Annotated in this window: 20 protein-coding genes; 18 read left to right on the top strand and 2 right to left on the bottom strand. The window is 74.6% G+C overall.

The window, feature by feature from the left end:
• Positions 1 to 136: 136 nt before the first annotated feature.
• From ACIA8O_RS01355 to ACIA8O_RS01315, 9 genes are all read left to right on the top strand, one after another.
• Complete coding sequence (locus ACIA8O_RS01355; RefSeq protein ID WP_396291426.1) at positions 137 to 379, top strand: hypothetical protein; 243 nt, start codon at positions 137 to 139, stop codon at positions 377 to 379.
• Positions 376 to 744, top strand: coding sequence for a hypothetical protein (locus ACIA8O_RS01350; RefSeq protein WP_396291425.1), 369 nt, complete (start codon positions 376 to 378; stop codon positions 742 to 744). The genes ACIA8O_RS01355 and ACIA8O_RS01350 overlap by 4 nt, the downstream gene beginning before the upstream one ends.
• A gap of 67 nt (positions 745 to 811) precedes the next feature.
• The gene (locus ACIA8O_RS01345; protein ID WP_396291424.1) at positions 812 to 2215 is read left to right on the top strand and encodes an FAD-binding oxidoreductase; all 1404 of its coding nucleotides are present in this window, start codon (positions 812 to 814) and stop codon (positions 2213 to 2215) included.
• A gap of 13 nt (positions 2216 to 2228) precedes the next feature.
• Entirely contained in the window at positions 2229 to 3002 is a 774-nt protein-coding gene (locus tag ACIA8O_RS01340; RefSeq protein ID WP_396291423.1) for an SDR family NAD(P)-dependent oxidoreductase, read from the top strand.
• Positions 3003 to 3179: 177 nt separating this feature from the next.
• Positions 3180 to 4358: a cytochrome P450 gene (locus tag ACIA8O_RS01335; protein WP_396292100.1), complete on the top strand. Its 1179-nt coding sequence runs from the start codon at positions 3180 to 3182 to the stop codon at positions 4356 to 4358.
• A 6-nt stretch (positions 4359 to 4364) separates the two neighbouring features.
• The gene (locus ACIA8O_RS01330; RefSeq protein WP_396291422.1) at positions 4365 to 4553 is read left to right on the top strand and encodes a ferredoxin; all 189 of its coding nucleotides are present in this window, start codon (positions 4365 to 4367) and stop codon (positions 4551 to 4553) included.
• Positions 4554 to 4623: 70 nt separating this feature from the next.
• On the top strand, positions 4624 to 5586 hold the full coding sequence (locus ACIA8O_RS01325) for a GNAT family N-acetyltransferase (RefSeq protein ID WP_396291421.1): 963 nt from the start codon (positions 4624 to 4626) through the stop codon (positions 5584 to 5586).
• Between the two features lie 23 nt (positions 5587 to 5609).
• Positions 5610 to 6461, top strand: coding sequence for an ester cyclase (locus ACIA8O_RS01320; RefSeq protein ID WP_396291420.1), 852 nt, complete (start codon positions 5610 to 5612; stop codon positions 6459 to 6461).
• Positions 6462 to 6490: 29 nt separating this feature from the next.
• Positions 6491 to 8086 (top strand): FAD-dependent oxidoreductase, encoded by a 1596-nt coding sequence (locus tag ACIA8O_RS01315; protein WP_396291419.1) that lies wholly within the window; start codon positions 6491 to 6493, stop codon positions 8084 to 8086.
• Positions 8087 to 8137: 51 nt separating this feature from the next.
• On the opposite strand, the gene ACIA8O_RS01310 is transcribed toward ACIA8O_RS01315, so the two are convergent.
• Positions 8138 to 8614 carry a MarR family winged helix-turn-helix transcriptional regulator gene (locus ACIA8O_RS01310; RefSeq protein ID WP_396291418.1) on the bottom strand — a complete coding sequence of 159 codons (477 nt, stop codon included), beginning with the start codon at positions 8612 to 8614 and terminating at the stop codon, positions 8138 to 8140.
• A gap of 127 nt (positions 8615 to 8741) precedes the next feature.
• On the opposite strand from ACIA8O_RS01310, the gene ACIA8O_RS01305 reads away from it, so the two are divergent.
• From ACIA8O_RS01305 to ACIA8O_RS01285, 5 genes are all read left to right on the top strand, one after another.
• Complete coding sequence (locus ACIA8O_RS01305; protein WP_396291417.1) at positions 8742 to 10247, top strand: FAD-dependent monooxygenase; 1506 nt, start codon at positions 8742 to 8744, stop codon at positions 10245 to 10247.
• A 94-nt stretch (positions 10248 to 10341) separates the two neighbouring features.
• On the top strand, positions 10342 to 11319 hold the full coding sequence (locus ACIA8O_RS01300; RefSeq protein ID WP_396291416.1) for a zinc-binding alcohol dehydrogenase family protein: 978 nt from the start codon (positions 10342 to 10344) through the stop codon (positions 11317 to 11319).
• 351 nt (positions 11320 to 11670) lie between these two features.
• Positions 11671 to 13281: an MDR family MFS transporter gene (locus ACIA8O_RS01295; RefSeq protein WP_396291415.1), complete on the top strand. Its 1611-nt coding sequence runs from the start codon at positions 11671 to 11673 to the stop codon at positions 13279 to 13281.
• A 187-nt stretch (positions 13282 to 13468) separates the two neighbouring features.
• Positions 13469 to 14509, top strand: coding sequence for a methyltransferase (locus ACIA8O_RS01290; protein ID WP_396291414.1), 1041 nt, complete (start codon positions 13469 to 13471; stop codon positions 14507 to 14509).
• Positions 14506 to 16110 (top strand): FAD-dependent monooxygenase, encoded by a 1605-nt coding sequence (locus tag ACIA8O_RS01285; RefSeq protein WP_396291413.1) that lies wholly within the window; start codon positions 14506 to 14508, stop codon positions 16108 to 16110. The genes ACIA8O_RS01290 and ACIA8O_RS01285 overlap by 4 nt, the downstream gene beginning before the upstream one ends.
• Before the next feature lie 94 nt (positions 16111 to 16204).
• Here ACIA8O_RS01285 and ACIA8O_RS01280 read toward each other — a convergent pair whose 3' ends face one another.
• Positions 16205 to 17797: an FAD-dependent monooxygenase gene (locus ACIA8O_RS01280; RefSeq protein ID WP_396291412.1), complete on the bottom strand. Its 1593-nt coding sequence runs from the start codon at positions 17795 to 17797 to the stop codon at positions 16205 to 16207.
• A gap of 199 nt (positions 17798 to 17996) precedes the next feature.
• Between ACIA8O_RS01280 and ACIA8O_RS01275 the strand changes: the two genes are divergently transcribed.
• From ACIA8O_RS01275 to ACIA8O_RS01260, 4 genes are all read left to right on the top strand, one after another.
• A complete protein-coding gene (locus tag ACIA8O_RS01275; RefSeq protein WP_396291411.1) occupies positions 17997 to 18446 on the top strand; it encodes a DUF1772 domain-containing protein in 450 nt (149 codons plus the stop codon).
• Positions 18443 to 18946, top strand: a complete 504-nt coding sequence (locus ACIA8O_RS01270; protein WP_396291410.1) for a hypothetical protein — start codon at positions 18443 to 18445, stop codon at positions 18944 to 18946. Before ACIA8O_RS01275 ends, ACIA8O_RS01270 begins: the two co-directional genes overlap by 4 nt.
• A 37-nt stretch (positions 18947 to 18983) precedes the next feature.
• Complete coding sequence (gene asnB, locus ACIA8O_RS01265) at positions 18984 to 20855, top strand: asparagine synthase (glutamine-hydrolyzing) (RefSeq protein ID WP_396291409.1); 1872 nt, start codon at positions 18984 to 18986, stop codon at positions 20853 to 20855.
• Between the two features lie 320 nt (positions 20856 to 21175).
• Entirely contained in the window at positions 21176 to 23116 is a 1941-nt protein-coding gene (locus ACIA8O_RS01260; RefSeq protein WP_396291408.1) for a BTAD domain-containing putative transcriptional regulator, read from the top strand.
• Positions 23117 to 23200: the final 84 nt, after the last annotated feature.

Below are 23200 nucleotides of genomic sequence, written 5' to 3'. Positions count from 1 at the left end.
CACGGACACTCCGTGACGGGGGCTCAGGCGTTCCGTGCGTGCCGGAGCGGTGGTTCGAGCAGGCCTCGACCGCCGGTCGAGGGTTCCGGGCGAGCGTGAGCCGGGTCAACAGGGCCCATCGGCAGAGGAGCCGCCCATGCCCCACCACGTGACGCCCGGGGACGTCCTGCGCTGGGCCGTACGGGCCCTGGCCGCGTTGGGCAGCGTCTGGTACTTCACGCCGCTGCCGCCGCCCTGGCCGCCGACCGACCAGTACCCGGCCGGGCCGCCGCTCGGCGCTCCAGGCCCGTTCGAGCCCGGCTCCAGAACCGTGCAGCAGCCTGTCCGGCACCGGACCACGCACCCGACGACCCCAGCACCAGAAGGAGAGCCCTCATGACCGACGCACGCCTGGTGGGGACCTGGACCACCGAGTTGGACGACGGCGGCAAGTCCGTGCCCGGACTGGTCGCGTTCACCGCGGACGGCCGGGTGACCTCGACCCAGGTGAACACCAAGAGCATCGGGCTGGGCAACTGGGAGAGCACCGGCGACGGCACCTTCAGCTACAACTTCCACATCCTGGCCGTCAACGACGAGGGCGTGCACGTCGGCGAGGCGCACGTGCACGTCGAGGGGAGGCTGACCGCGGACGACCGCTGGGAGGGCACCGGCGGCGCCAACTTCTACGACCCGCGGGGCCAGCAGCTGCGCGGCCACGACGGCGCGAAGGTGACCGCCCGCAAGTTCGGCATCGACAAGTAGCCACCCGCTCACCGCGCCGCCGGGCCGGTACCCGACCGGGTGCCGACCCGGCTCCACTGGAGGGACCATGCTGCGCGACCGGCTCCAGGGCGAGCTCGTCCTGCCGTCCGACCCGGGCTACCCGTACGCCCGCCAACTGCAGAACACCGAGTACGACACCGTCACCCCGTACGGGATCGCGTACTGCGAGGGCGCCGAGGACGTCCGGCACTGCCTCCGGCACGCCCGGGACCACGGGCTCGCGGTCCACCTGCGCAGCGGCGGGCACAGCTTCAACGGCTGGTCGACCGGCCCGGGGCTGGTGGTGGACGTCTCCCGGATGAACCGGGTCTCGGCCGGCCCGGGCACCGTCCGGCTGGGGGCCGGCACCCAGTCCCTGGACGCGCTGGACGCGGTGGGCCGGCTCGGCCGGCAGATCGTCACCGGCACCTTCCCGACCGTCGGCGCCGCGGGCTTCCTGACCGGCGGCGGCCTCGGCTGGCAGACCCGCGCGTTCGGCGTCGGCAGCGACCGGATGGCGGCCGCCACCGTGGTGCTGGCCGACGGCCGGATCGTCCGCTGCTCGGCGGACGAGGAGCCGGACCTGTTCTGGGCGCTGCGCGGCGGCGGGGGCGGCACCTTCGGCGTGGTCACCGAGTTCGAGGTGCGGCCGGTGGACGCGCCGGAGCTGACCGGGTTCGAGACGCTCTGGGAGTACGGGGACGCGGCCGGGCTGCTGGCTGCCTGGCAGGAGTGGTGCACGGCCGCCCCGGACGGGCTGGGCTGCTCGCTGGTGGTGCTGCCCGGGATGTTCGGCCCGGCCGGCGAGCCGGTGCTGAAGATCTGGGGGGTGCACCTCGGCCCGACCGCGGAACTGGAGCTGCTGCTCGACGAGTTGGCCGAGCGGGCCGGGCGCAAGCCGATGGTCCGCACGGTCGGCGAGCGGGCCGGGTACTCCCGGGTGATGCACGAGGCGCTGTGCGACTCCAAGACGGTGCAGCAGTGCCACCGCACCGGCCACAACCCCGAGGCCGAGGGCCACCGGCACCCGTACACCCGGCAGAGCTACCGGCTCACCGACCGGGCCGCCACCCGGGCCGAGGCGGCCGCGCTGCTGGCCGCCTGGGACCCGTCGATCGACCGGGAGCGCTACCTGCTGTGCATCGCGCTCGGCGGCGCGGCCAACCGGGTCCCGGTGGGCGAGACGGCCTACCCGCACCGCACCGCGCGGTTCCTGACCGGCTATCAGATCGCCAGCCGCGCGCCGGAGCCGGGCACCGCCGCCGAGCTCACCGCCTGGGCGGACCGGGCGGAGGCCGCGCTGGCCCCGCTCTCCTGCGGCTCGTACGTCAACTTCCCCAGCTCCCGGGTGGCCCCGGACCGGGAGCGGGCCCACTTCGGAGCGAACGCGGCCCGGCTGCGCGCGGTGAAGCGGGCCTACGACCCCGAGGACTTCTTCCGGCACGGACAGAGCGTCCGGCCCGGCTCATGACGGAGGCAGCACCGTGATCACAGCTCTGCGGGACAAGGTCGTCCTGGTCACCGGCGCCTCCTCGGGCATCGGCCGGGCGACGGCGGTGGCGTACGGCGCGGAGGGCGCCCGGGTGGCGGTCACCTACCACAGCAACCGGGAGGGGGCCGAGCTGACGGCGGCCCGGGTGGCCGAGGCGGGCGGCACCGCGCTGGTGGTCCGCTACGACCTGACGGACGAGCACTCGATCCGGCAGGCGGTCGGCCGGGTCGCCGAGGAGTGGGGCGGCATCGACGTCCTGGTGGCCAGTGCGGTGGTGTGGAGCGAGGCCATCCCCCGGCCCGGCCTGCCGGTGCCCCGGTTCGAGGACGTGCCGGCCAAGCAGTGGCAGGAGGTGCTGCACAACTCGCTGGACGCCACCTTCCACACCCTGCAGGCGGCACTGCCCGCGATGCGCGGCCGGGAGTGGGGCCGGGTGGTGCTGATCGGCGCCGGGCTGGCCGACACCGGCAAGCCCGGGGCGGGCGCCTACGGGGCCGGCAAGTCCGGGCTGTACGGCCTGATGCGCAGTCTGGCCTGGGAGTTGGGCCCGGAGGGGATCCTGGTGAACATGGTGGTCCCCGGGCAGACCCTGACCGAGACGGTCCGCGCGCACGTCCCGGCCGGCTTCCCGGAGGAGAAGGGCCGCACCCTGCCCTCGGGCCGGATGTCGGTGCCGGAGGACGTGGCCCGGGCCGTGGTGTTCCTCGGCTCGGCCGCCAACGGCAACGTCAACGGCGAGACCCTGCGGGTCACCGGCGGCGCCTGACGGACCGTCGGCCGCCGGGGCGGGCCCCGCGGTCCTCGAGGGTCCTTCCAGGGTTCCTTGAGGGCCGCGGGGCTCAATGGCGTTCGCCGAGCACACCCGGCGGACCGTTCACCCAGGAGGAAGACCGTGTCGGAGACCCCCGCTCAGCCCACCGCGGCCGAGGCCCCCGCCTACCCGATGGAGCGCACGTGCCCGTACCGGATGCCCGTCGGCTACGAGCAGCTGCGCGAGGGCGCCCCGCTGTCCCGGGTGACGCTGTACGACGGCCGCCAGGTCTGGCTGGTGTCCGGGAACGCCGAGGGCCGGGCGCTGTTCCCGGACCACCGGCTCTCCTCGTACGTGCTGGACCCGGCCTTCCCGTTCCTGGCCCCCCGGATCGCCGCGCAGACCCAGCAGCACGCCGCGCCGCCGCTGGTCGGCGTGGACGACCCGGACCACGGCCGCCAGCGCCGGATGGTGATCCCCGGCTTCGGCATCCGCCGGGTCGCCGAGCTGCGGCCCGAGATCCAGCGGATCGCCGACGAGCTGGTCGACACCATGCTGGAGAAGGGCGACGAGGCCGAACTGCTGACCGCCTACGCGCTGCCGCTGCCCTCGGCGGTGATCTGCGCCCTGCTCGGGGTGCCCTACGAGGACCGCTCGTTCTTCGACGAGCGCTCGCGGCAGGTGCTCTCCTCCTCCGGCGAGAACGAGGCGGAGCTGGCCCGGCAGTCCTTCACCGAGATCCTGCACTACCTGTACGGGCTGATCGCCCGCAAGGAGCGGGAGCCGGGCGAGGGCCTGATCGACCAGCTGATCGCCCATCAGCTGGCCGAGGGCGCGCTCGACCGGGACGAGCTGGCGATGATCTGCTCGCTGCTGCTGGTCTCCGGCCACGAGACCACCTCCAACATGATCGCGCTCTCCACCATGACCCTGCTCGACCACCCGGACCAGCTCGCCCTGCTGCGCACCGACGAGTCGCTGATGCCGGGCGCCGTGGACGAGTTGATGCGGTTCACCTCGATCGGTGACGTGCTGCCCCGGGTGGCCGCCGAGGACATCGAGATCGCCGGGACCACCATCCGGGCCGGCGAGGGCGTGATGATGTCCACCATGCTGATGAACCGGGACCCGCGGGCCTGGGACCGGCCGGACGAGCTGGACGTCACCCGGAAGGCCGGCCGGCACGTCGCCTTCGGCTACGGCATCCACCAGTGCATCGGGCAGAACCTGGCCCGGGCCGAGATGGAGATCGCGCTGGCCACGCTGTTCCGGCGGATCCCCACCCTGCGGATGGCCGTCCCCGGCGACCAGGTGCCGCTGAACGCCCCGTACGTCCTGCAGGGCGTGGCGGCCCTGCCGGTCGCCTGGTAGCCCGCGGTGGGCATCGAACTGGACACCGGTCGGTGCATCGGGGCGGCGATGTGCGTGCTGCACGCGCCCGCCGTGTTCACCCAGGACGAGGGCGGCGTGGTCGCGCTGCTGCCCGGCGGCGCGGTCCGCGACGAGGACCCGGAGGTCGAGGAGGCCGCCCAGGCCTGCCCGGTGCAGGCCATCGAACTGCGTTGACCCGGGGCCACGGGGCGCCGTCCAGCACTCCTGGACGGCGCCTCGAGAGCCGGCCGCCAAGGTGGCGGCCATGGAGATTCGCAGTCTGGACGGAGACGATCCGGCCACCATCAGCGCACTGCTGCCCGGCTTCCGGGCCACCATGAGCCTCGAACTGCCCGACGACCCACCGGTCTCCGAACAGCTGCTGGCCCGGCTGTTCCAGCGCCGGCACGGCGCCGACCGGGTCCTGCTGGCCGCCTACGACCGGGGCGAACCGGCCGGATGCGTCAAGCTCGGCCTCGACCTGGGCGATCCGGCCGGGCCGGGCCACGGCTCGCTCTGGGTGTTCCCGGCCTTCCGCCGCCGGGGCGCCGGCACGGCCCTGGCCGACCGGGCCCGGGCCGAACTCCGTTCCCGGGGACGGTCGTTGCTCCTGGTGGACGCCCCGGCCGGAGCGGCCTCCCGGGCCTTCGCGGACGTGCTGGGCGCGGAGTGCACCGCCACCACGCTGCGCAGCCGGCTGCGGCCGGCCGGCCCGGACCGGGCCGCGCTGGCGGAGGCCGCCGGGCGGCCGGTGCCCGGCTACCGGCTGGTCCGCTGGACCGGCCGCTGCCCCGACCCGCTGGTGGCCGGCTACGCCCGGGCCTGGGCCGCGCTGGACGCGCCGGTGAACGGGCAGGCCCGGCTGTCCGCCCCCGGCGTGGCCGACGTCCGGGCCCGGGAGGCCGAGGCCGAGCGGGCCGGCCACCGGCTGCACGCGGCGGCCGCGGTCACCGAACAGGACGGTGAACTGGTCGGCTACAGCACGCTGTTCGTCCGCGACAGCCCGATGGCGGACGCGGGCGAGACGCTCGTCCTGCCCGGCCACCGGCGCCGGGGGCTGGCGTCCTGGCTGAAGGCCGGGCTGCTGCTCGACGCGGCCGCGCGCGAACCGCGGCTGGCCCTGGTCCAGGTGTTCAACGACGTCGGCAACGAGGCGGTGGTGGCGCTCAACCGCCGGCTCGGCTTCACCACCGACTCCACCTGGGCCACGTACGCGCTCAAGGCCTGACCACCCGACCCACCGGAGGACCGATGACCACCGAGAGACGCACCGACGCCCCGGCCGCGAACGAGCGGACCGTCCGCGAGCTCTACCGGGTGCTGCACGGCGAGCACCAGCTGGACCGGACCGAGGAGTTCTTCCACCCCGGCTACACCGACCACGACGCGCTGCTCGGCGGCGGCACCGAGAACTTCCGCCGGTACTGGAAGGAGCTGACCACCCGTCACCCCGGTCTGGCCGCCACCGTCGACCACCTGGTGGCCGGCCCGGACCGGGTGATGCTGTTCGCCACCTGGCGCAGCCCGGGCGGCTTCCTGCTGCACACCGCCGAGCTGTACCGGCTGACGGACGGCCGGGTCGCCGAGCACTGGAACGTGGTGGACCGGGCCGCGCTGGCCGCCCGGGGCACCGGCCCGGCGGAGCCCGGCCAGCCGGCCTCGCCCGGCCTGCACGGGCCGCACACCGCGGCCGAGCGCGCCAACGCGCAACTCGTCCTGGACGCCTACCGGGAGGTGTTCAGCGAGCACCGGCTGGAGCTCGCCGAGCGGTACTACCACCAGGACTACAAGCACCACAACGTGCGGACCGACGCGGTGCCGGACGGCCTGGAGGCGTTCAAGGCCTTCTTCGCCGACAACATCGCCGCCTTCCCCGACCTGGTGACCGACGTCGACCACGTGGTGGCCTCCGGCGACCGGGTGATGGTCTTCGTCACCTGGCGGGGCACCCTCACCGGCGCCTGGAGCGGCGGCGGGCCGTCCGACGCCCGGCTGGAGATGCGCACCTGCGACCAGTTCAGGATCGAGCGCGGCAAGGTCGCCGAGCACTGGGAGGTGGTCGACTACCTGGCCCTCCAGGAGGCCGGACTCCCCACCCCCTGAACACCAACCGCGCTACGAGAGGGACTTCGATGAGTTCGACGGACGCACCCGTACTGATCGTCGGCGGCAGCCTGGTGGGCCTGTCGACCGCGCTGTTCCTGGCCCACCACGGCGTGCGGGCCACCCTGGTGGAGCGTCACCCCTCCACCTCGGTGCACCCCCGCGCGGTCGGCTACTACCCGCGGACCGCCGAGCTGCTGGCGCAGGCCGGGGTGGCGGCGGCCGCCGAGCGGGCGGCGGCCGGCTTCGAGCGGCACCGGACCAGGGCCGGGGTGGTCTCGCTGGCCGGCGAAGTGCTGTTCAGCCGCGAGGAGTTGGAGGGGGCCGACGAGCTGGCCGGGCTGACCCCGCACCGGCTCCTGCTGCTGCCCCAGGACCGGCTGGAGCCACTGCTGCGGGCCCGGGCCGAGGAGCTCGGGGCGGACCTGCGGTTCGGCACCGAGCTGCTCTCCTTCGACGAGACCCCGGACGGGGTCACCGCCGTGCTCGGCTCCGACGGCGGCCCCTCCACCGTCCGCAGCCAGTGGCTGGTGGCCTGCGACGGGCCGCGCTCGACCGTGCGGGAGGCGCTCAAGGTGCCCCGGCACGGGCGCGGCGTGCTCTCCCGGCACGTCAGCATCGCGTTCCGGGCCGATCTGGCGGCCGCCCTCGGCGAACGCCGGTACAGCGTGGTCCACGTGAAGAACCCTCAGGTCACCGGCATCCTGGTGCACGACGACACGCTCACCGAGGGCACCCTGATCGTCGGCTGGTCGCCGGAGGAGGGCGAGGGCCTGGCGGACTTCACCGACGAGCGCTGCCGCGAGCTGGTGAGCGCGGCGATCGGCGACCCCGGGGTCGAGGTGACCATCCGCTCGCGCTTCCCCTGGGACATGGCCGAGCAGGTCGCCGAGGGCTTCCGGCACGGCCGGGTGCTGCTCGCCGGGGACGCCGCCCACGTGATCCCGCCGACCGGCGGCTACGGGGCCAACACCGGGATCGCCGACGCGCGCGACCTGGCCTGGAAGCTGGCCCTGGTGGTGCGCGGCCAGGCCGGCCCGGCACTGCTGGACAGCTACGACGCGGAGCGCCGCCCGGTCGGCGAGCACACCGCCGCCCAGGGGTCGCTGCAGCTCGCGGTCCGCTCCGGCAGTGCCACCGAGGAGCAGCGGGCGCAGGTGCAGGACGCGCTCACGGTGACGATGGGTCAGTCCTACCGCTCGGCGGCGGTGGTCGCCGAGGACGGGGCGGAGCCGCTGCCGGTGGCCTCCGACCCGCGTGCCCTGGGCGGGCGGCCCGGCACCCGGGCGCCGTACCTGGCAACGGCGGGCGCGGACGGGCCGGCCGGCACGCTCGGCCTGTTCGGGCGGGGCTTCGTCCTGCTGACGGGCGAGGGGGGCGCGGCGTGGGCCGCGGCCGCGGCCGGGGTGGCCGAACGGCTCGGCATCGGCCTGACCGCGCACCGGATCGGTGCCGAACCGGCCGGTCCGGAGGGCGGGTTCGGCCCGGCGTACGGGATCGGACCGGCGGGGGCGGTGCTGGTCCGCCCGGACGGCTTCGTCGCCTGGCGGGCCGTCGGGGCGGCCCCGGACGGCGATCCGGACGGCGCCCTGGAGCGGGTGCTACGGCGGGTGCTGGCCCGCTGAACGAGGTCCGCGCACCGGCCCGGGAGTGGGCCGGTGCGCGGACCTCCTCCGTCAACTGCCGTTCTGCAGCTCGCTAATGGAGTCGACGTACTTGATCAACAGCCGGGCGAACTCGACCCGCTCGCCGTCCGGCCAGTCCCGGGTGATCCGCTCGAAGGCGGAGCGCTGGTGGGCGCGGAAGCGATCCAGCATCCGGTCGCCGTCATCGGTGAGCCGCAGGATGGTGCGGCGACCGTCCGCCTGCGAGGCGGCCCGCACCAGGTAACCGGCCGTGATGCAGTCGGAGACCATCCGACTGGCCACCGACGGGTCGACCGCGAGCCGTTCGGCGACCACGCCGACGGTGATCTCCTGGCCGTCGTGCTCGGGGCCGTCCTGGACCACGTTGAGCACCAGGGTCCGGGTCATGTCCTTGCGGGACACCCCCTCCTCGACGTTCAGCGCCGCCGTTCGGCGCAGGCGCGAGAACGCCGGGCCCACGGCGTCGAGGACGGCCGTCCGCCGTGTGCTCTCGGTCGAAGTCTCCATGCGTCACATCCTAAGCGACTTGATTACAGCAAGCGAGCATCTGTATGCTCGCAAATGACTGCATGACAGAAAGCATATATCTGAGAGCATGCATCTAGATGCTCTCCCGACGACTGAAGGAGGGGTCATGTCATCGGATCAGGACTACGACGTCCTCGTGGTGGGCGGCGGGCCGGTCGGCCTGCTGCTCGCCGCGGAACTGCGGATCGCCCGCGTCCGGGCCCTCGTACTGGAGCGGCTGCCCGAGCCCTCGCCGCACTCCAAGGCCTTCGGGCTGCACGCCCGCTCGCTGGAGTCGCTCGACCGCCGCGGCCTGCTCAAGCGGTTCAAGGAGGGCGCCCGCTCCTGGAACAACGGCCACTTCGCCGGGCTGGACGTCTGGGTGGACTTCTCCACCCTGGACAGCGCGCACGGCTACGCACTGCTCTCCGAACAGGCCCGCACCGAGCGGCTGTTGGAGGAGCGCGCGGTCGAGGTCGGCGCCGAGATCCGGCGCGGGCACGAGGTGACCGCCGCCCGGCAGGACGCGGACGGCGTCGAGCTGGACGTCACCGGCCCGGACGGCCCGTACACCCTGCGCGCCAAGTACCTGGTCGGCTGCGACGGCGGGCGCAGCCTGGTCCGCAAGGCGGCCGGCATCGCCTTCCCCGGCACCGGCGGCCGGGTCACCGCCCGGCTCGGCGACGTCAAGCTGGCCGACCCGGAGAACGCGCCGATGGGCATGGAGCGGACCGCACGCGGCCTGCTGTTCTGCGTCCCGCTGGACGACACCTACCACCGGGTCGCCACCTTCGACTTCGAGCAGGGCAAGGAGCCCGGCTCGGAGCTCGCCCTGGACGAACTCACCGCCAGCCTGCGGGAGATCTGGGGCGACGACCTCGGCGCCCGCGACGCCCGCTGGCTGTCCTGGTTCACCGACTCGGCCTGCCAGGCCGACCGCTACCGGGAGGGCCGGATCCTGCTGGCCGGCGACGCCGCCCACACCCACTTCCCGGTCGGCGGCCAGGGCCTCAACCTCGGCCTCCAGGACGCGCTCAACCTCGGCTGGAAGCTGGCCGCCACCGTGCACGGCTGGGCCGCCGAGGGCCTGCTGGACAGCTACGACCGGGAGCGGCAGGAGCCGGCCCGCCGGGTGCTGGCCAACACCCGGGCCCAGATCGCGCTGATGAACCCCGACCCGTACGTCACCGAGCTGCGCGAGCTGTTCACCGACCTGATGCGCAAGGACCAGGTCAACCGGCACCTGGCCGAGATGCTCAGCGGCGTCACGGTGCGGTACCGACTCCCGGGCCCGGAGCACCGGTTGCTCGGCGACTTCGCCCGCGACCTGGAGCTGCGCACCGCCGACGGCAAGAGCACGCTGCCCGAGTACCTCAAGCGCGGCACCGGCCTGCTGCTCGACCTGGCGGCCCGCCCCGAGCTGGCCCGGGTCCACGAGGAGTGGGCCGAGGGCGTCTCCTGGGGCGGCCGGGTGCGGCACGTGGTGGCCGAGTGCGACCAGGAGCCCGGCCTGGCCGGCCTGCTGGTGCGCCCCGACGGCTACGTGGCCTGGGCCGCCGACCGGGACGCCTCGGCCGAGGAGCTCCGCGACGGGCTGCGCGAGGCGCTCGCGCGCTGGTTCGGCACCGTCTGACCCCGGCCGGTCTTGCGCGGCCCACCGAAATATGTAGACTCGCAAACGCATGCATGCCAACATACAAGTGCATACGTCATCAAAGGAGAACCACATGCGAATCGTCCGCCACTACGAGCACGGAGCTCCGTCGGTGCTGCGTGTCGAGGAGGCGGAGAAGCCGCAGCCCGGGCCGGGCCACGTGCTGATCCGTTCCGAGGCCATCGGCGTCACCTTCGCCGAGGTCCAGCGCCGCCAGGGCATCCCGATCGGCGGTCACGCCGGTCTGCCCGGCGCCCCCGGCGGCGACGTCGCCGGCACCGTCGAGGCGCTCGGCGAGGGCGTCACCAACGTCAAGGTCGGCGACCGGGTGGTGGTGGACGTGGACCACAGCGCCTACGCCGACTACGTCACGGCCGACGCCGCCTGGCTGATCACCATCCCGCAGGACATGGACGCCGCCGAGGCCACCCTGCTGCCCAGCCCCGCCCAGACCGCCTACCACGCGCTCAAGGAGGCCGGCCAGCTCAAGCCCGGCGAGACGGTGCTGATCGACGCCGCCTCCGGCGGGGTCGGCCACCTCGCGGTGCAGATCGCCAAGGCGATGGGCGCCGGCAAGGTGATCGCCACCGCCAGCACCGCGGCCAAGCTGGACTTCGTCCGCGCGCTCGGCGCCGACGTGGCGATCAACTACACCGACCCCGACTGGGACGACCAGGTCCGGGCCGCCACCGACGGCCGCGGCGCGGACGTGGTGCTGGAGACCGTCGGCGGCGACATCCTCACCAAGAGCGTCGCGCTGACCGCCCAGTTCGGCCGGCTGGTCTTCTACGGCTCGGCCAGCGGCGACATCCAGCCGGTCAACCCGCTGATGCTGAGCCGGATGAAGACCGTGGCGGGCTTCGCGCTCTACGCCATGCTCTACAACCGGCCGGAGGCCATCGCCGCGGGTCAGCGCGACCTGCTGGAGATGATCCGCTCGGGCCGGGTCAAGCCGGTGGTGCACGAGCGCCTGCCGCTCGAGGACGCCGTCAAGTCCCACGAGTTGATGGAGGCCCGGGCCCAGCTCGGCAAGGTCGTCCTGGTCCCCTGACGCTCCCTCAGCCGGTGGCCGGTCGCGGCACCCCCGTACGCGACCGGCCACCCCCCAGCCCCACTCCCCTGGTCGGACACATCCGAAATGACACCGGTCGCACCACGGCCGGCAGGTCGGGGACCGGGGCTGTCTCCTTGATGGGGTCGGATCAGGCCGCGTCGTTGGGGTGCGTGGCTCGGCGGCGCCGAGGAGGGAGCCCATGCGGAGCATCGGCGACCGACGAGAAGCCGGCGAGGTGCGTGCCCCGGCGGCGCGGCCCCGGCCCCATCGAGGAGACAGCCCCTAGCTCCATCCGCGGCGGCACAGGCCGCCGCACCACCCTGATCACACCGCTCGAAAGGCAGACCCGTGTCAGCTCCGACCACCCGCCCCGGGGAAGGGCCGCCCGCGGCCGGCCCGCCGCCCGGCACCCGGATCAAGCCGGTGATCTTCGCCTGCATGCTCGCGATCTTCCTGGCCATGCTCGACTCCCAGGTGGTGGCCACCGCGCTGCCCAGGATCGTCGGCGACCTGGGCGGGCTCGACCTGTTCGCCTGGGTCACCACCGCCTACATCATCACCAGCAGCGTCACCACGCCGGTCTACGGCAAGCTCGGTGACCTGTTCGGCCGCAAGACCGTCTTCCTGGCCGCCGTCGTGATCTTCATCCTCGGCTCGCTGCTCAGCGGCGCGGCCCAGTCGATGGAGCAGCTGATCGCCTTCCGGGTCGTCCAGGGCCTGGGCGCCGGCGGCCTGTTCGTCTCGGTGCTGGCGATCATCGGCGAGCTGTTCAGCCCGCGCGAGGGCGCCAAGTACTACGGCATGTTCGGCATGGTCTTCGCCGGTGCGGCGGTGGCCGGCCCCGCCGTCGGCGGGGTGCTCACCGACCTGCTCAGCTGGCACTGGGTGTTCCTGGTCAACCTGCCGCTGGGCCTGCTGGTGCTCGGCATGCTGGCCGCCTTCCTGCACCTGCCGCCGAAGACCAGGCGGGCGAAGATCGACTACGCCGGGTTCCTCACCCTCAGCGGCGCCATCGTCGCGCTCACCCTGGTGGCGAGCTGGGGCGGCGGGAAGTACGACTGGACCTCGCCGCAGATCCTCGGCCTGGGGGCCGTCGCGGTGGTGCTCGGCGGGCTGTTCGTGGCCGTCGAGCGGCGGGCCGCCGAGCCGGTGATCCCGCTGCACCTGTTCCGCGACTCGACCTTCTCGGTCAGCGTGCTGGTCAGCGCCGCCGCCGGGGTGGTCTTCCTCGGCGCGGTGGTCTTCCTCGCGCTGTACGTCCAGGTCGCCACCGGCGCCACCCCGACCATGTCCGGGCTGGTGCTGCTGCCGATGATGGCCGGTCTGGTCGCCGCCTCGGTGGTCTCCACCAAGCTGATCACCAGGAGCGGCCGCTACAAGTGGTACCCGGTGGCCAGCATGGCCACCGGCATCGTCGGCGCGCTGCTGTTCTCCACCATGGACACCGGGACGCCGCGGGCCGTGGTGATCGGCTACATGCTGGTCTTCGGCGTCGCGGCCGGCCTCAACATGCAGGTGCTCACCATGGCCGCGCAGAACACCGCGCCGCGCGACGACATCGGCGCGGTGCACGCCACCGTCGCGTTCTCCCGCCAGCTCGGCAGCACGCTGGGGATCTCGGTGTTCGCCGCGATCTTCTACAACCGGCTCACCGAGGAGCTCACCGCCCGGGTGCCGGCCGGCGGGCTGAACGGGGTGAGCACCGACTCGCTCGCCTCGCACGAGGTGCTGGACCGGCTCGCGGACACCACCCGCCAGGCGGTCGAGCAGGCCTACGCCGCGGCGCTCAGCCCGGTCTTCCTGGCCACCGTCCCGGTCCTGGCGGTCGGCCTGGTCTGCGCCCTGCTGATGAAGGACCTGCCGCTGCGCACCTGGGGCGGCGGCGGCGAGGGCGGCCACGGCGAGGGTGAGGGCGGCCACGGTCACGGCCACGAACAGCCCGCCGAGCAGCACTCCTGACGCACCGTCGACCCGCACCACGGGCCGCCCGCCGGACACCTCCGGCGGGCGGCCCGTCGGCGTTCCGGCCGGCCCCGGCCCGCCCCGCCCACGGCCCGCCGGAGTTACAGCGGGCTTCGAGCCCGCCTCGACGGCCGCCCGCGAAGGTCGGGGCAGGACCCGACGGCACCGAGACCAGGAGGCGTGCGTGACGACGACCGAGGACCCGAGGACGGCCGGCCGGGTGGACCCCGGCCCGCTGATCCGGCTGACCATCGCGGACTGCGCGGCCAAGGTGCTGCACAGCGCCGTCACGCTCGGCGTGTTCGACGCACTGGCCGCCGGGCCCGCCGGAGCCGCCGAGGTGACCGGGCGCACCGGGCTGCACCCGCGGATGGCGGACGACTTCCTGGACGCGCTGACCGGCCTCGGCCTGCTGGAGCGCACCGGCGACCGCTACCGCAACGGCCCGCTCGCCGAGGCCTACCTGGTACCGGGCTCCGGCTCCTACCTGGGCGGCTTCGTGGAGCTCACCAACGAGACCCTGTACGGGACCTGGGGCCGGCTCGGCGAGGCGCTGCGCACCGGCGAGCCGCAGCACCTGGACCCGGACAAGGGCGGCTTCGTCGGCGACCGGCACCGGGACCCGGCCAAGATGAAGCGCTTCCTGGCCGGGCTGGACGCGTACAGCGACCGGATGGGCGCCGAGCTGGCCGGCCGGATCGACTGGGCCCGGCACGGCTCCTTCGTGGACCTGGGCGGGGCCCGGGGCAACCTGGCCGCCGTCCTGGCCGGGGCCCATCCGCACCTGAAGGCGGTCTGCTTCGACCTGGAGCGCACCAGGCCGCTGTTCACCGAGCACATCGGCCGGCTCGGCCTGGCCGACCGGGTCTCCTTCGTCGGCGGCGACTTCTTCACCGACGAGCTGCCGCAGGCCGACGTGGTGGTGCTCGGCCACATCCTGCACGGCTTCTCCGACGAGCGACGGCTGGAGCTGCTCCGCCGGGTGGCCGGGGCGGTCCGGCCGGGCGGCGCGGTGCTGGTCTACGACCGGATGATCGACGACGAACGACGGGACCCGGAGCGGCTGTTGAGCAGCCTGCACATGCGCCTCGTCAGCCCGGAGGGCTCCGAGTACCGGGTCGGCGACTGCCGGTCCTGGCTCCGCGAGGCCGGCTTCACCGGCGACACGGCCGAGCCGCTGCTCGGCACCCACACCCTGGTGACGGCCCGCAAGGAGGCGGCGTGAACGCGGAGCGGCCCCCGGTCCTGATCGTCGGCGGCGGGCTGACCGGCCTGTCGGCGGCGGTGTTCCTGGCCCACCACGGCGTCCGGGCCATCCTGGTCGAGCGGCATCCGGACACCTCCACCCACCCGAAGGCCCGGGCGATCAACCCGCGCACCATGGAGCTGTACCGCGCGGTCGGCATCGAGGAGCAGGTCCGGGCCGGGCGCTCGCCGATCTCCGGCAACACCGACCTGGTGCACGTGGAGACGCTGGCCGGGGCGGAGCGGGTGCGGATGCCCAACGCCACGCCCGAGGACATCGGCCGGATCAGCCCGACCCAGTGGACCCTGATCGACCAGAACCAGCTGGAGCCGATCCTGCGGGCGCGGGCCGTCGAGGTCGGCGCCGACGTCCGCTTCCACACCCGGGTGGACGCGGTGACGGAGGATCAGGACGGGGTACGGGCCCGGGTGACCGACCTGGCCACCGGCCGGTCGGAGGAGCTCCGGGCCGCGTACCTGATCGCGGCGGACGGCAGCCGCAGCCCGGTCCGCGAGCTGCTCTCGATCGGCGCGGCCGGCCCCGGCACCATCACCAACCTGGTCTCGGTGTTCTTCGAGGCGGACCTGACCGAGGCGCTGCGCGGCCGCCGGATCATCGCCGCGTACGTCAACAACCCGGAGGTCCGGGGCACCCTGATCCCGATCGACAACGACCGGCGCTGGGTGCTCAACGTCTCCTACTTCCCGGACCGCGGGCAGCGGGCCGAGGACTTCACCGAGGAGCGCTGCACCGCGGTGATCCGGGCCGCGGTCGGGGTGCCGGAGCTGGCGCTCAAGGTGGAGTCGACCCACCTGCCGTCCTGGGACATCTCGGCCCGGGTCGCGGACGCCTTCGCCACCCGCCGGGTGTTCGTGGCCGGCGACGCGGCCCACGTGATGCCGCCGACCGGCGCGTTCGGGGCCAGCACCGGCATCCAGGACGCGTACAACCTGGCCTGGAAGCTGGCCCTGGTGCTGGCCGGGCAGGCGGGCCCGGGGCTGCTGGAGAGCTACCAGGCCGAGCGCCGCCCGGTCGCCGAGCAGACGGTGCGTCAGGCGATGCTGCGGTTCGCGGTGCGGGAGGGCAAGCAGTTCCAGGAGGTGGCCGCCGACCTGCTGGACGAGACCACGGTGACCTTCGGCTACCGCTACCCGGCGGGGGCGTTCGCCGCCGAACCGGGCGCCGACGCCGGACCGTTCGAGGAACCCGCCCGGCCGACCGGCCGGCCCGGGGCCCGGGCGCCGCACCTGGTGCTGGGCGGACCGCACGGCCCGGTCTCCTGCCTGGACCTGTTCGGCGACGGCTTCGTGCTGCTGGCCGACGGCGCGGCGGGCGACTGGACGGAGCGGGCGGTGGCCGGGGCCGGCCGGCTCGGCGTGCCGCTGGCGGTCCACCGGATCGGCCCGGACGGGGAGTTCACCGATCCGGAGGGGGCGTTCCGGGCCCGGTACGGGCTGCCGCTCGGCGGTGCCTCGCTGGTCCGGCCGGACGGCTTCGTGGCCTGGCGCTCCACCGGCCGGGACACCGCCCCCGACGAGGCGGTGACCGGCGCGCTGCGCACGCTGCTCGACCGCGACTGACGCGGGTACGACGGAAGGGGCGCCCGGTTGCCGGGCGCCCCTTCCGTCGTGCCGTCGGGCCGCGAGGCCGCCGCACCGCCGACCCGACGGGCCGTCAGGGCCGCAGCAGCCTGGCCAGTACCGTGCCCAGGGCCTCGGCCGGGTCGGCCGGGAGCGCGGTGGTCCGCCAGCCGATGAACCCGTCCGGCCGGACCAGCGCGGCGCCGGCCGGGCCGACCCCGTACGCCTTGAGGAAGCGCTCGACCGTCTCCGGCGGCTCCTCGGCGCCGACCCGACGGGCCGTCAGGTCCAGCCCGGTGGCGGCCCGGACGGCCGCCGCGGCGGGCTCCCAGCCGGCCCCGGCCGGGCCGGCCAGCAGCAGGAAGCCGCCGGTCAGCAGGTCGTGCAGCGGGACGGTGCGGCCGTCCACCACCAGCGGCAGGTGGGCGGCCCGGGTGCCGGGGCGGCCGGAGGGCACCACCGGGTCCTCGACCGGGGCGCCGTCGTCCGGGCCGTCCTCGGCGAGCACCGCGCCGGAGCGGTAGACGTGGCCGAACAGCACGGTGGTCTCCGGGCGGTGACGGGCCGCCACCTCGGCGTCCAGCCCGCTGCGCTGGAGGTAGCGGATCACGCCCTGCTCCACGGTGAACCCGGCGACCGGCGCCCGCTCCTGCTCGTAGCTGTCCAGCAGCTCGGGGCCGGCCTGGCCGCGCAGCACCAGGGCCAGCTTCCAGGCCAGGTTGTGCGCGTCCTGGATGCCCGTGTTGCCGCCGAAGCCGCCGGTGGGCGGCATCACGTGCACGCAGTCCCCGGCCAGCAGCACCCGCCCGTCCCGGAACCGGTCGGCGACCCGGGCGGCGATCTCCCAGCTGGTCGAGGACTCCACCTCGACCGCCAGCTCCGGCACCCCGACGGCGGCCCGGACCAGCTCCACGCACTCCTCGGCGGAGTACTCCCGGTGGCTGGCCCCCGGCGGCAGGCTCGGGGCCAGCACCCAGCGGTCCGAGTCCGGCCCGCCGAGCCGGCCCAGCACGCCCTTGACCCGGTCGTTGCTGACGAAGCAGAGGAAGAAGCTGCGCCCGGCGACGTACGGGCCGAGGTCGGCGTGGAAGACCACGCTCATCTGCTGCCCCAGCACGCCCCGGCCGTGCGTGCCGATCCCCAGGCCCTCCCGGATCGCGGCCCGGAAGCCGTCGGCGGCCACCAGGTACCGGCTGCGCACCGTCCGCTCGCTGCCGTCGCGCAGGTCGCGCAGCACCGAGGTGACGCCGTCGGCGTCCTGACGGTGGCTCACCAGCTCGGTGCCGAACCGGACGTCCGCGCCCAGCTCGCGGGCCCGGTCCAGCAGCACCGGCTCCAGCCGGTCCTGCCCGATCAGGGTCCAGCCGGTGGTGCCGACCTCGTTCGGGTCGTGCCGGAACGGGCCGTCGAAGCGGCCGAGTTCGGCCCCGGCCAGCGTTTCGACCTGGAGGATGTCGCCGTACTGGGCGCCGGGCGTCTCGCGCTCGCGCACCCGCTGCTCCAGGCCGAGCGCCCGCAGCAGTTCCATGGTGCGCGGGCTGGCGGCCTGCGCCCGGGGGTGTGCCGAGACCTCGGTGTGCCGTTCCACCAGGACCGGCCGGATGCCCTGCCGGGCCAGGAAGAGGGCCTGGGCCAGACCCACCATGCTGCCGCCCACGATCAGGACCTCGGTCGTCTCGTCGGCCATGTCCGCTCCCTTCGGTTGCCTGTGATGCGAGCCCTGCCGGGCGAAGCGAACACCGGGGCGCTGGAACCGGGCTGGTGGCGCGGGCGAGCCGCCGGCCCCGGCGCCCTACCACGTCCCAGGCGGATTCGAGCGCTGCCCCAGCCGATCCGGTGATGCTTCGTCAGGTACCGGCCGACGGACGGAGAGGGTGACGGGGAGCGTGCTGGAGACCATGAGCGTGGCGGTGCTGGTGGGCACCGGCCTGGTGGCGGGGGTGCTGTTCGCGGTGGCGGTCAGCGTGGTGCCCGCGCTGATCGCGATGACGCCGGAGCGGTACGTGGCCACCCACAAGCTGCTCGGGCGCCGCTACGACCGGATCATGCCCTTCGTGGTGGCCGGGTCCGTCCTGGTCGACCTGGTGCTGGCCCTCCGGGCCGACGGCGCCCCGCGGCTGCTGTTCGGCGCGGCGGTGCTGTGCATGGCGGGGGTGGCGGTGGTGTCGCAGACCAGGAACGTGCCGATCAACCGGCGGGTGAAGGCCACCGGGCCGGCCGACCTCGGCCCGGACTGGCAGGACCCCCGGCCGCAGTGGCGGGACTGGCACCTGGTGCGCACCTGCTGCGCGCTGGCCGGCTGCACCCTGACCGCGGCCGCGGTGGTGCTGTCGTGACCGGCGGCACCGTCCGGCGGGCGCTGCCCGGGGGGCCGGACCGGGACGGCGCGGACGACCGGATGCGCGAGCTGCTCGCGCTGCCCGATCCGGGCCCGGTGGCGCGGCACCTGGCACTGCTGCACTTCACCGGGCGCCGCAGCGGCCGCCCGTACACCGTGCCGGCCGGGGTGCACCGGCTGGACGGGGGCCTGGTGGTCGCCACCGGCAGCGGCTGGCGGCACAACTTCGCGGGCGGCGCGGCGGGCGAGCTGACCTGGCAGGGGCTGCGCGGCCCGGTCCGCTTCCGGCTGGACGGGGACGCCGAGCGGACCGCCCGGGGCTACCTGGAGCTGTACCGGCGCTACGGCGACGCGGCCGGGCGGCGGCTGGGCGTCGTGGTCACCGCCGTCCCGGACCTGGCCGCGTTCCGGGCCGCCGTGGCGGCCGACGGCCTGGCCCTGGTGGACGTGGTGCCGGAGGCGGGCACCTGGGGCCCGGCCGCCGGCGAACGGCCGTGAACCGTACCGGAATCGGACGCGACGAGAGGACTGCACGATGAGCGGGATCACGGGCTGGGTGGACTTCGAGCGGGACGCGGCCGGGCAGGCCGGCACCCTGCGGGCGATGTCCGCGGTGCTGGCGCACCGCGGGCCGGACGGCGCCGGCGAGTGGACCGGGGGGCCGGCCGCGCTGGCGCACCGGCGGCTCGCGCTGCTCGACCTCGAACGGGGCGCGCAGCCCGCGGTGTTCGCCGACGACGGCCGTCCGGTGGCGGTGCTGACCCTGGACGGGGCGGTCACCAACCACGTCGAGCTGGCCGCCGAACTGGCCGCCCGGGGCCACCGGCTGACGGGCCGTTCGGAGGCCGAGGTGGCGCTGCACGCCTACCTGGAGTGGGGCACCGGGTTCCTCCCCCGGCTGGAGGGCCTGTTCGCGCTGGCGCTCTGGGACGTCCGCCGGCAGGAGCTGCTGCTGGCCCGCGACCGGCTCGGCGTCAAGCCGCTCTGCTACTACCCGACCGCCACCGGGGCGCTGTTCGGCTCCGAGCCGAAGGCGCTGCTGGCCCATCCGGAGGTGCGCCCGGTGGTGGACCCGGACGGGCTGCGCGAACTGTTCGCGCACAGCCGCAAGCCGGGCACCGGCGTGTTCCGGGGCATGCGCGAGGTGCTCCCGGGCCACCTGCTGACGGTCCGTCGGGAGGGCCCGGTCGAGCAGCGCTACTGGTCGCTGCCGGCCCGGCCGCACACCGACGACCTGCGGACCACCGTCGCCACGGTGCGCGAGCTGCTGGCCGGCTCGGTGGCCCGGCACCTGCGGGCGGACGTCCCGGTCGGCGCGATGCTCTCCGGCGGCATCGACTCCAGCGCGCTGACCGCGCTGGCCCGGCGGACCCTCGGTGAGTCCGGCGGCGGCCCGCTGCGCACCTTCTCGGTGAACTTCACCGGCTACACCGAGAACTTCCAGCCGCACCCGACCATGCGGGCCACCCCGGACGCGCCGTTCGCCGAGCTGGCCGCCCGGCACATCGGCACCGAGCACACCGAGGTCCTGCTGGACACCGCCGCGCTGGCGGACCGTCAGGTGCACGCGGCCGCGCTGCGCAGCCAGGACGGGCCGTCGCCGCTCGGCGACATGGACGTCTCGCTGCTGCTGTTCTTCGCCGCGCTGCGCCGGGCGGGGGTGACGGCGGTGCTGTCCGGCGAGACCGCCGACGAGGTGTTCAACGGGTACTTCTGGGCGTACGACCCGGGCCACAGCAACTCCCGCACCTTCCCGTGGGTCTCCTTCGAGCGCGGGCACGACGCGGCGGCCGGCGGGCTCGGCTGCTCGCTGGTGGACCTCGGGCTGCGCAAGGAGCTGGACTTCCTGGAGTACGCCGACCAGCACTACCGCGACGCGCTGGCCGAGGTGCCGCACGTGGCCGGCGAGAGCGCGGCCGAGCGCCGGGCCCGCGAGGTCAGCTACCTGGCGCTGACCCGCTGGGCGCCGACCCACCTGGACCGGGCGGACCGGATGAGCATGGCGCACGGCGTGCAGCTGCGGCCGCCGTTCTGCGACCGGGCGCTGGTGGAGTACGTCTACAACGTGCCGGCCGAACTGAAGCGGGTGAACGGCCAGGAGAAGAGCCTGCTCCGGGCGGCGGTCGCCGACCTGCTGCCGGAGCCGGTGCTGAACCGGCGCAAAAGCGCCTACCCGACCACCCAGGAGGCCGAGTACGGGGAGCGGCTGCGGGCCCGGTTCGCCGAGCTGGCGGCCGACCGCGGGGCGGCGGTCGCGCCGCTGCTGGACACCGCCGCGACCAGGGCCGCGCTGGCCGCCGGCAGCGCGCCCAGCGGGGCGTTCGCCTGGGTGGAGCGGGCCAGCATGGAGATGATGATCCAGCTCGACACCTGGCTCACCGAGTACCGGGTCGACCTGCGGATCTGACATGGAGGCGTCACACCTCGGCCACCACATTCGTCCGGATTGCATTCCCCGGTGACTTGATTTTGAGCCGCCCTTGCCATATATGCATCCGGCCGAATATGGTGGCAGACGAACTCGGGGGAGAAAATAGCCAGGTGGAGGCACAATCTCCGGTTGCCTCCCACCGGCTTCCGGCGGCGCAGAGCCGCTCATCTCCTGGTGCGAGGCGGCCACCGCCTCCCGGGAAACGAACATCGAAAAGGCAATTGGCGGACTTTTGATTTCACGCTCGACTCTACCCTGATTGCCAGGTGCGAATGTGGCTGAAATGAGGATGTGCCATGCTGGAGATCGGAATTCTGGGCTCGCTCCGCGTCCATCGTGACGGCGAGGACGTCACTCCGTCCGCCCCCAAGCTCCGCCAGGTGCTGGCGCTGCTGGTGCTCAACGCCAACACCCTGGTCAGCGTCGACCAGCTGTGCGAGGAGCTCTGGGAGGACCACCCCCCGCTCAGCGCGCTGACGACCCTTCAGACCTACATCTACCAGCTGCGCCGCCGGCTGCGGCTGGCCACCGGGCAGGCCGGCGCCCCGTTCGCGTCCTGTCCGCCGACCGGCCGCCCCGCCCTGCTGACCAGGGTCGGCGGCTACGAACTCCAGCTGGAGGACAACCGGACCGTCGACGCCTACCGCTTCGAGCGGCTGGTGGAGCGCAGCCGGGGCGAGCACCGGGCCGGCGGGGCACGGCAGGCGGCCGACACCCTCGCCGAGGCCCTGGGGACCTGGCAGGGCGCGGCCCTGGTCGACGTGACCGGCAGCCGGCGGCTGGCCGCCTGGTCCACCCAGCTGGAGGAGCACCGCCGCAACGCGATGGAGCGCCGGTTCGCGATCGAGCTGGAGCTCGGCCGGCACCACGCGGTGCTGGACGAGCTGTCGACGGCCTTCCGGGCCCACCCGACCCACGAGGCCTTCGCCGACCAGTTGATGCGGGCCCTGCACCGCAACGGCCGACGGCCGGAGGCACTGGACGTGTTCCGCACCCTGCGCGCCCGACTGGTGGACGACCTCGGACTGGAGCCCTCGGCCGCGCTCCAGCAGCTGCACCAGGAGGTGCTGGCCGACCGCGGCCGGCCCGCCACCCCGGCCAGAGCCGGCGCCGGCCGGACCGCGCCGCAGCGGCCGGCCCTGCTCAGCCCGGCCCAACTCCCGGCCGACATCGGGGACTTCGTCGGACGCCAGGAGGAGCTCGCCGAGCTGGAGAGCTACCTCGGCGACTCCCGGCGGGCCGAGCCCGGCACCCGGGTGGTGGAGGTGCACGGCGCCCCCGGCGTGGGCAAGACCGCGTTCGCGATCCGCGCCGCCCACCGGCTCCGGCGCTACTTCCCGGACGGCCAGCTCTACGTCGACCTGACCGCGGTGGGCAACGGCACGGCCCAGCTCACCGAGGTGCTGGCCGCCGCCCTGGGCTCCCTGGGCCTGCGCCGGGACGAGCTGCCGACCGGGCTGGACGACCTCAGCCGGCTGCTGCGCAGCTGGACCGCCGACCGCCGGGTGCTGGTGGTGGTCGACGACGTGCTGGCCGCCTCCCAGCTGCGCGCGCTGATCCCGGGCGGCTCCGGGTGCGCGGTGATCGCCACCAACCGGTACCGGGCGCACACCCTCGGCATGGGACGCAAGGTGGTGCTCTCCGCGCTCTCCACCGACGACTCGCTGCGGTTGTACAACCGGGTCGCCGGCGGGCGGCGCTGGGAGGACGAACCGGCCGCCGCGCACGAGTTGCTGCGGATGTGCGAGGGGCTGCCGCTGGTGGTCCGGGCGGTCGCGGCCCGGCTCGCGGCCCGGCCCGGCTGGTCGGCGGCGCGGCTGGCCGAGCGGCTGCGCAGCAACCAGTCGGTGCTGCTGGGCCTGCCGGCCGGCACCCAGTCGCTGGCCGGCACCGTGGGGTCGAGCTACCGTCACCTGCCCGAGCCGCACCGCAAGTTGCTGCACCTGCTGGCGGAGCGCAACCGCCGGTGCTGGCGGGCGGACGACGCGGCGAAGCTGCTGTCTCGGCGAGCGGAGGACGCCGAGACGCTGCTGGAGGACCTGGTGGACGGGCACCTGGTCGACGAACTGCCGGTCAGCGCCGAGGAACGGGAGTCCGGGGCCGCCCCGGTGTACATCGTGCCGCGGCTCACCCGGCAGGCCCTGCTGCTGCTGTGGGGCGACGACGACCCGGCCCCGGCCGCCCGCTACGAACCGGTCACCGCCGTCCTGCTCTCCCGCCCGGTCAGCCGCGGCTGACCGCACCGCGCACCGCACCCCCACACCCGCACCACCCTCCAGGCCCGTCGCGCCGCCCGGCGCGACGGGCCCGGCTGCGTCCGG

The sequence above is a fragment of the Kitasatospora sp. NPDC051853 genome (assembly GCF_044452665.1).
GTDB lineage: Bacteria > Actinomycetota > Actinomycetes > Streptomycetales > Streptomycetaceae > Kitasatospora.
The sequence above is the reverse complement of the archived record's forward strand: the minus strand, read 5'-3'. Positions and strand labels throughout refer to the sequence as shown.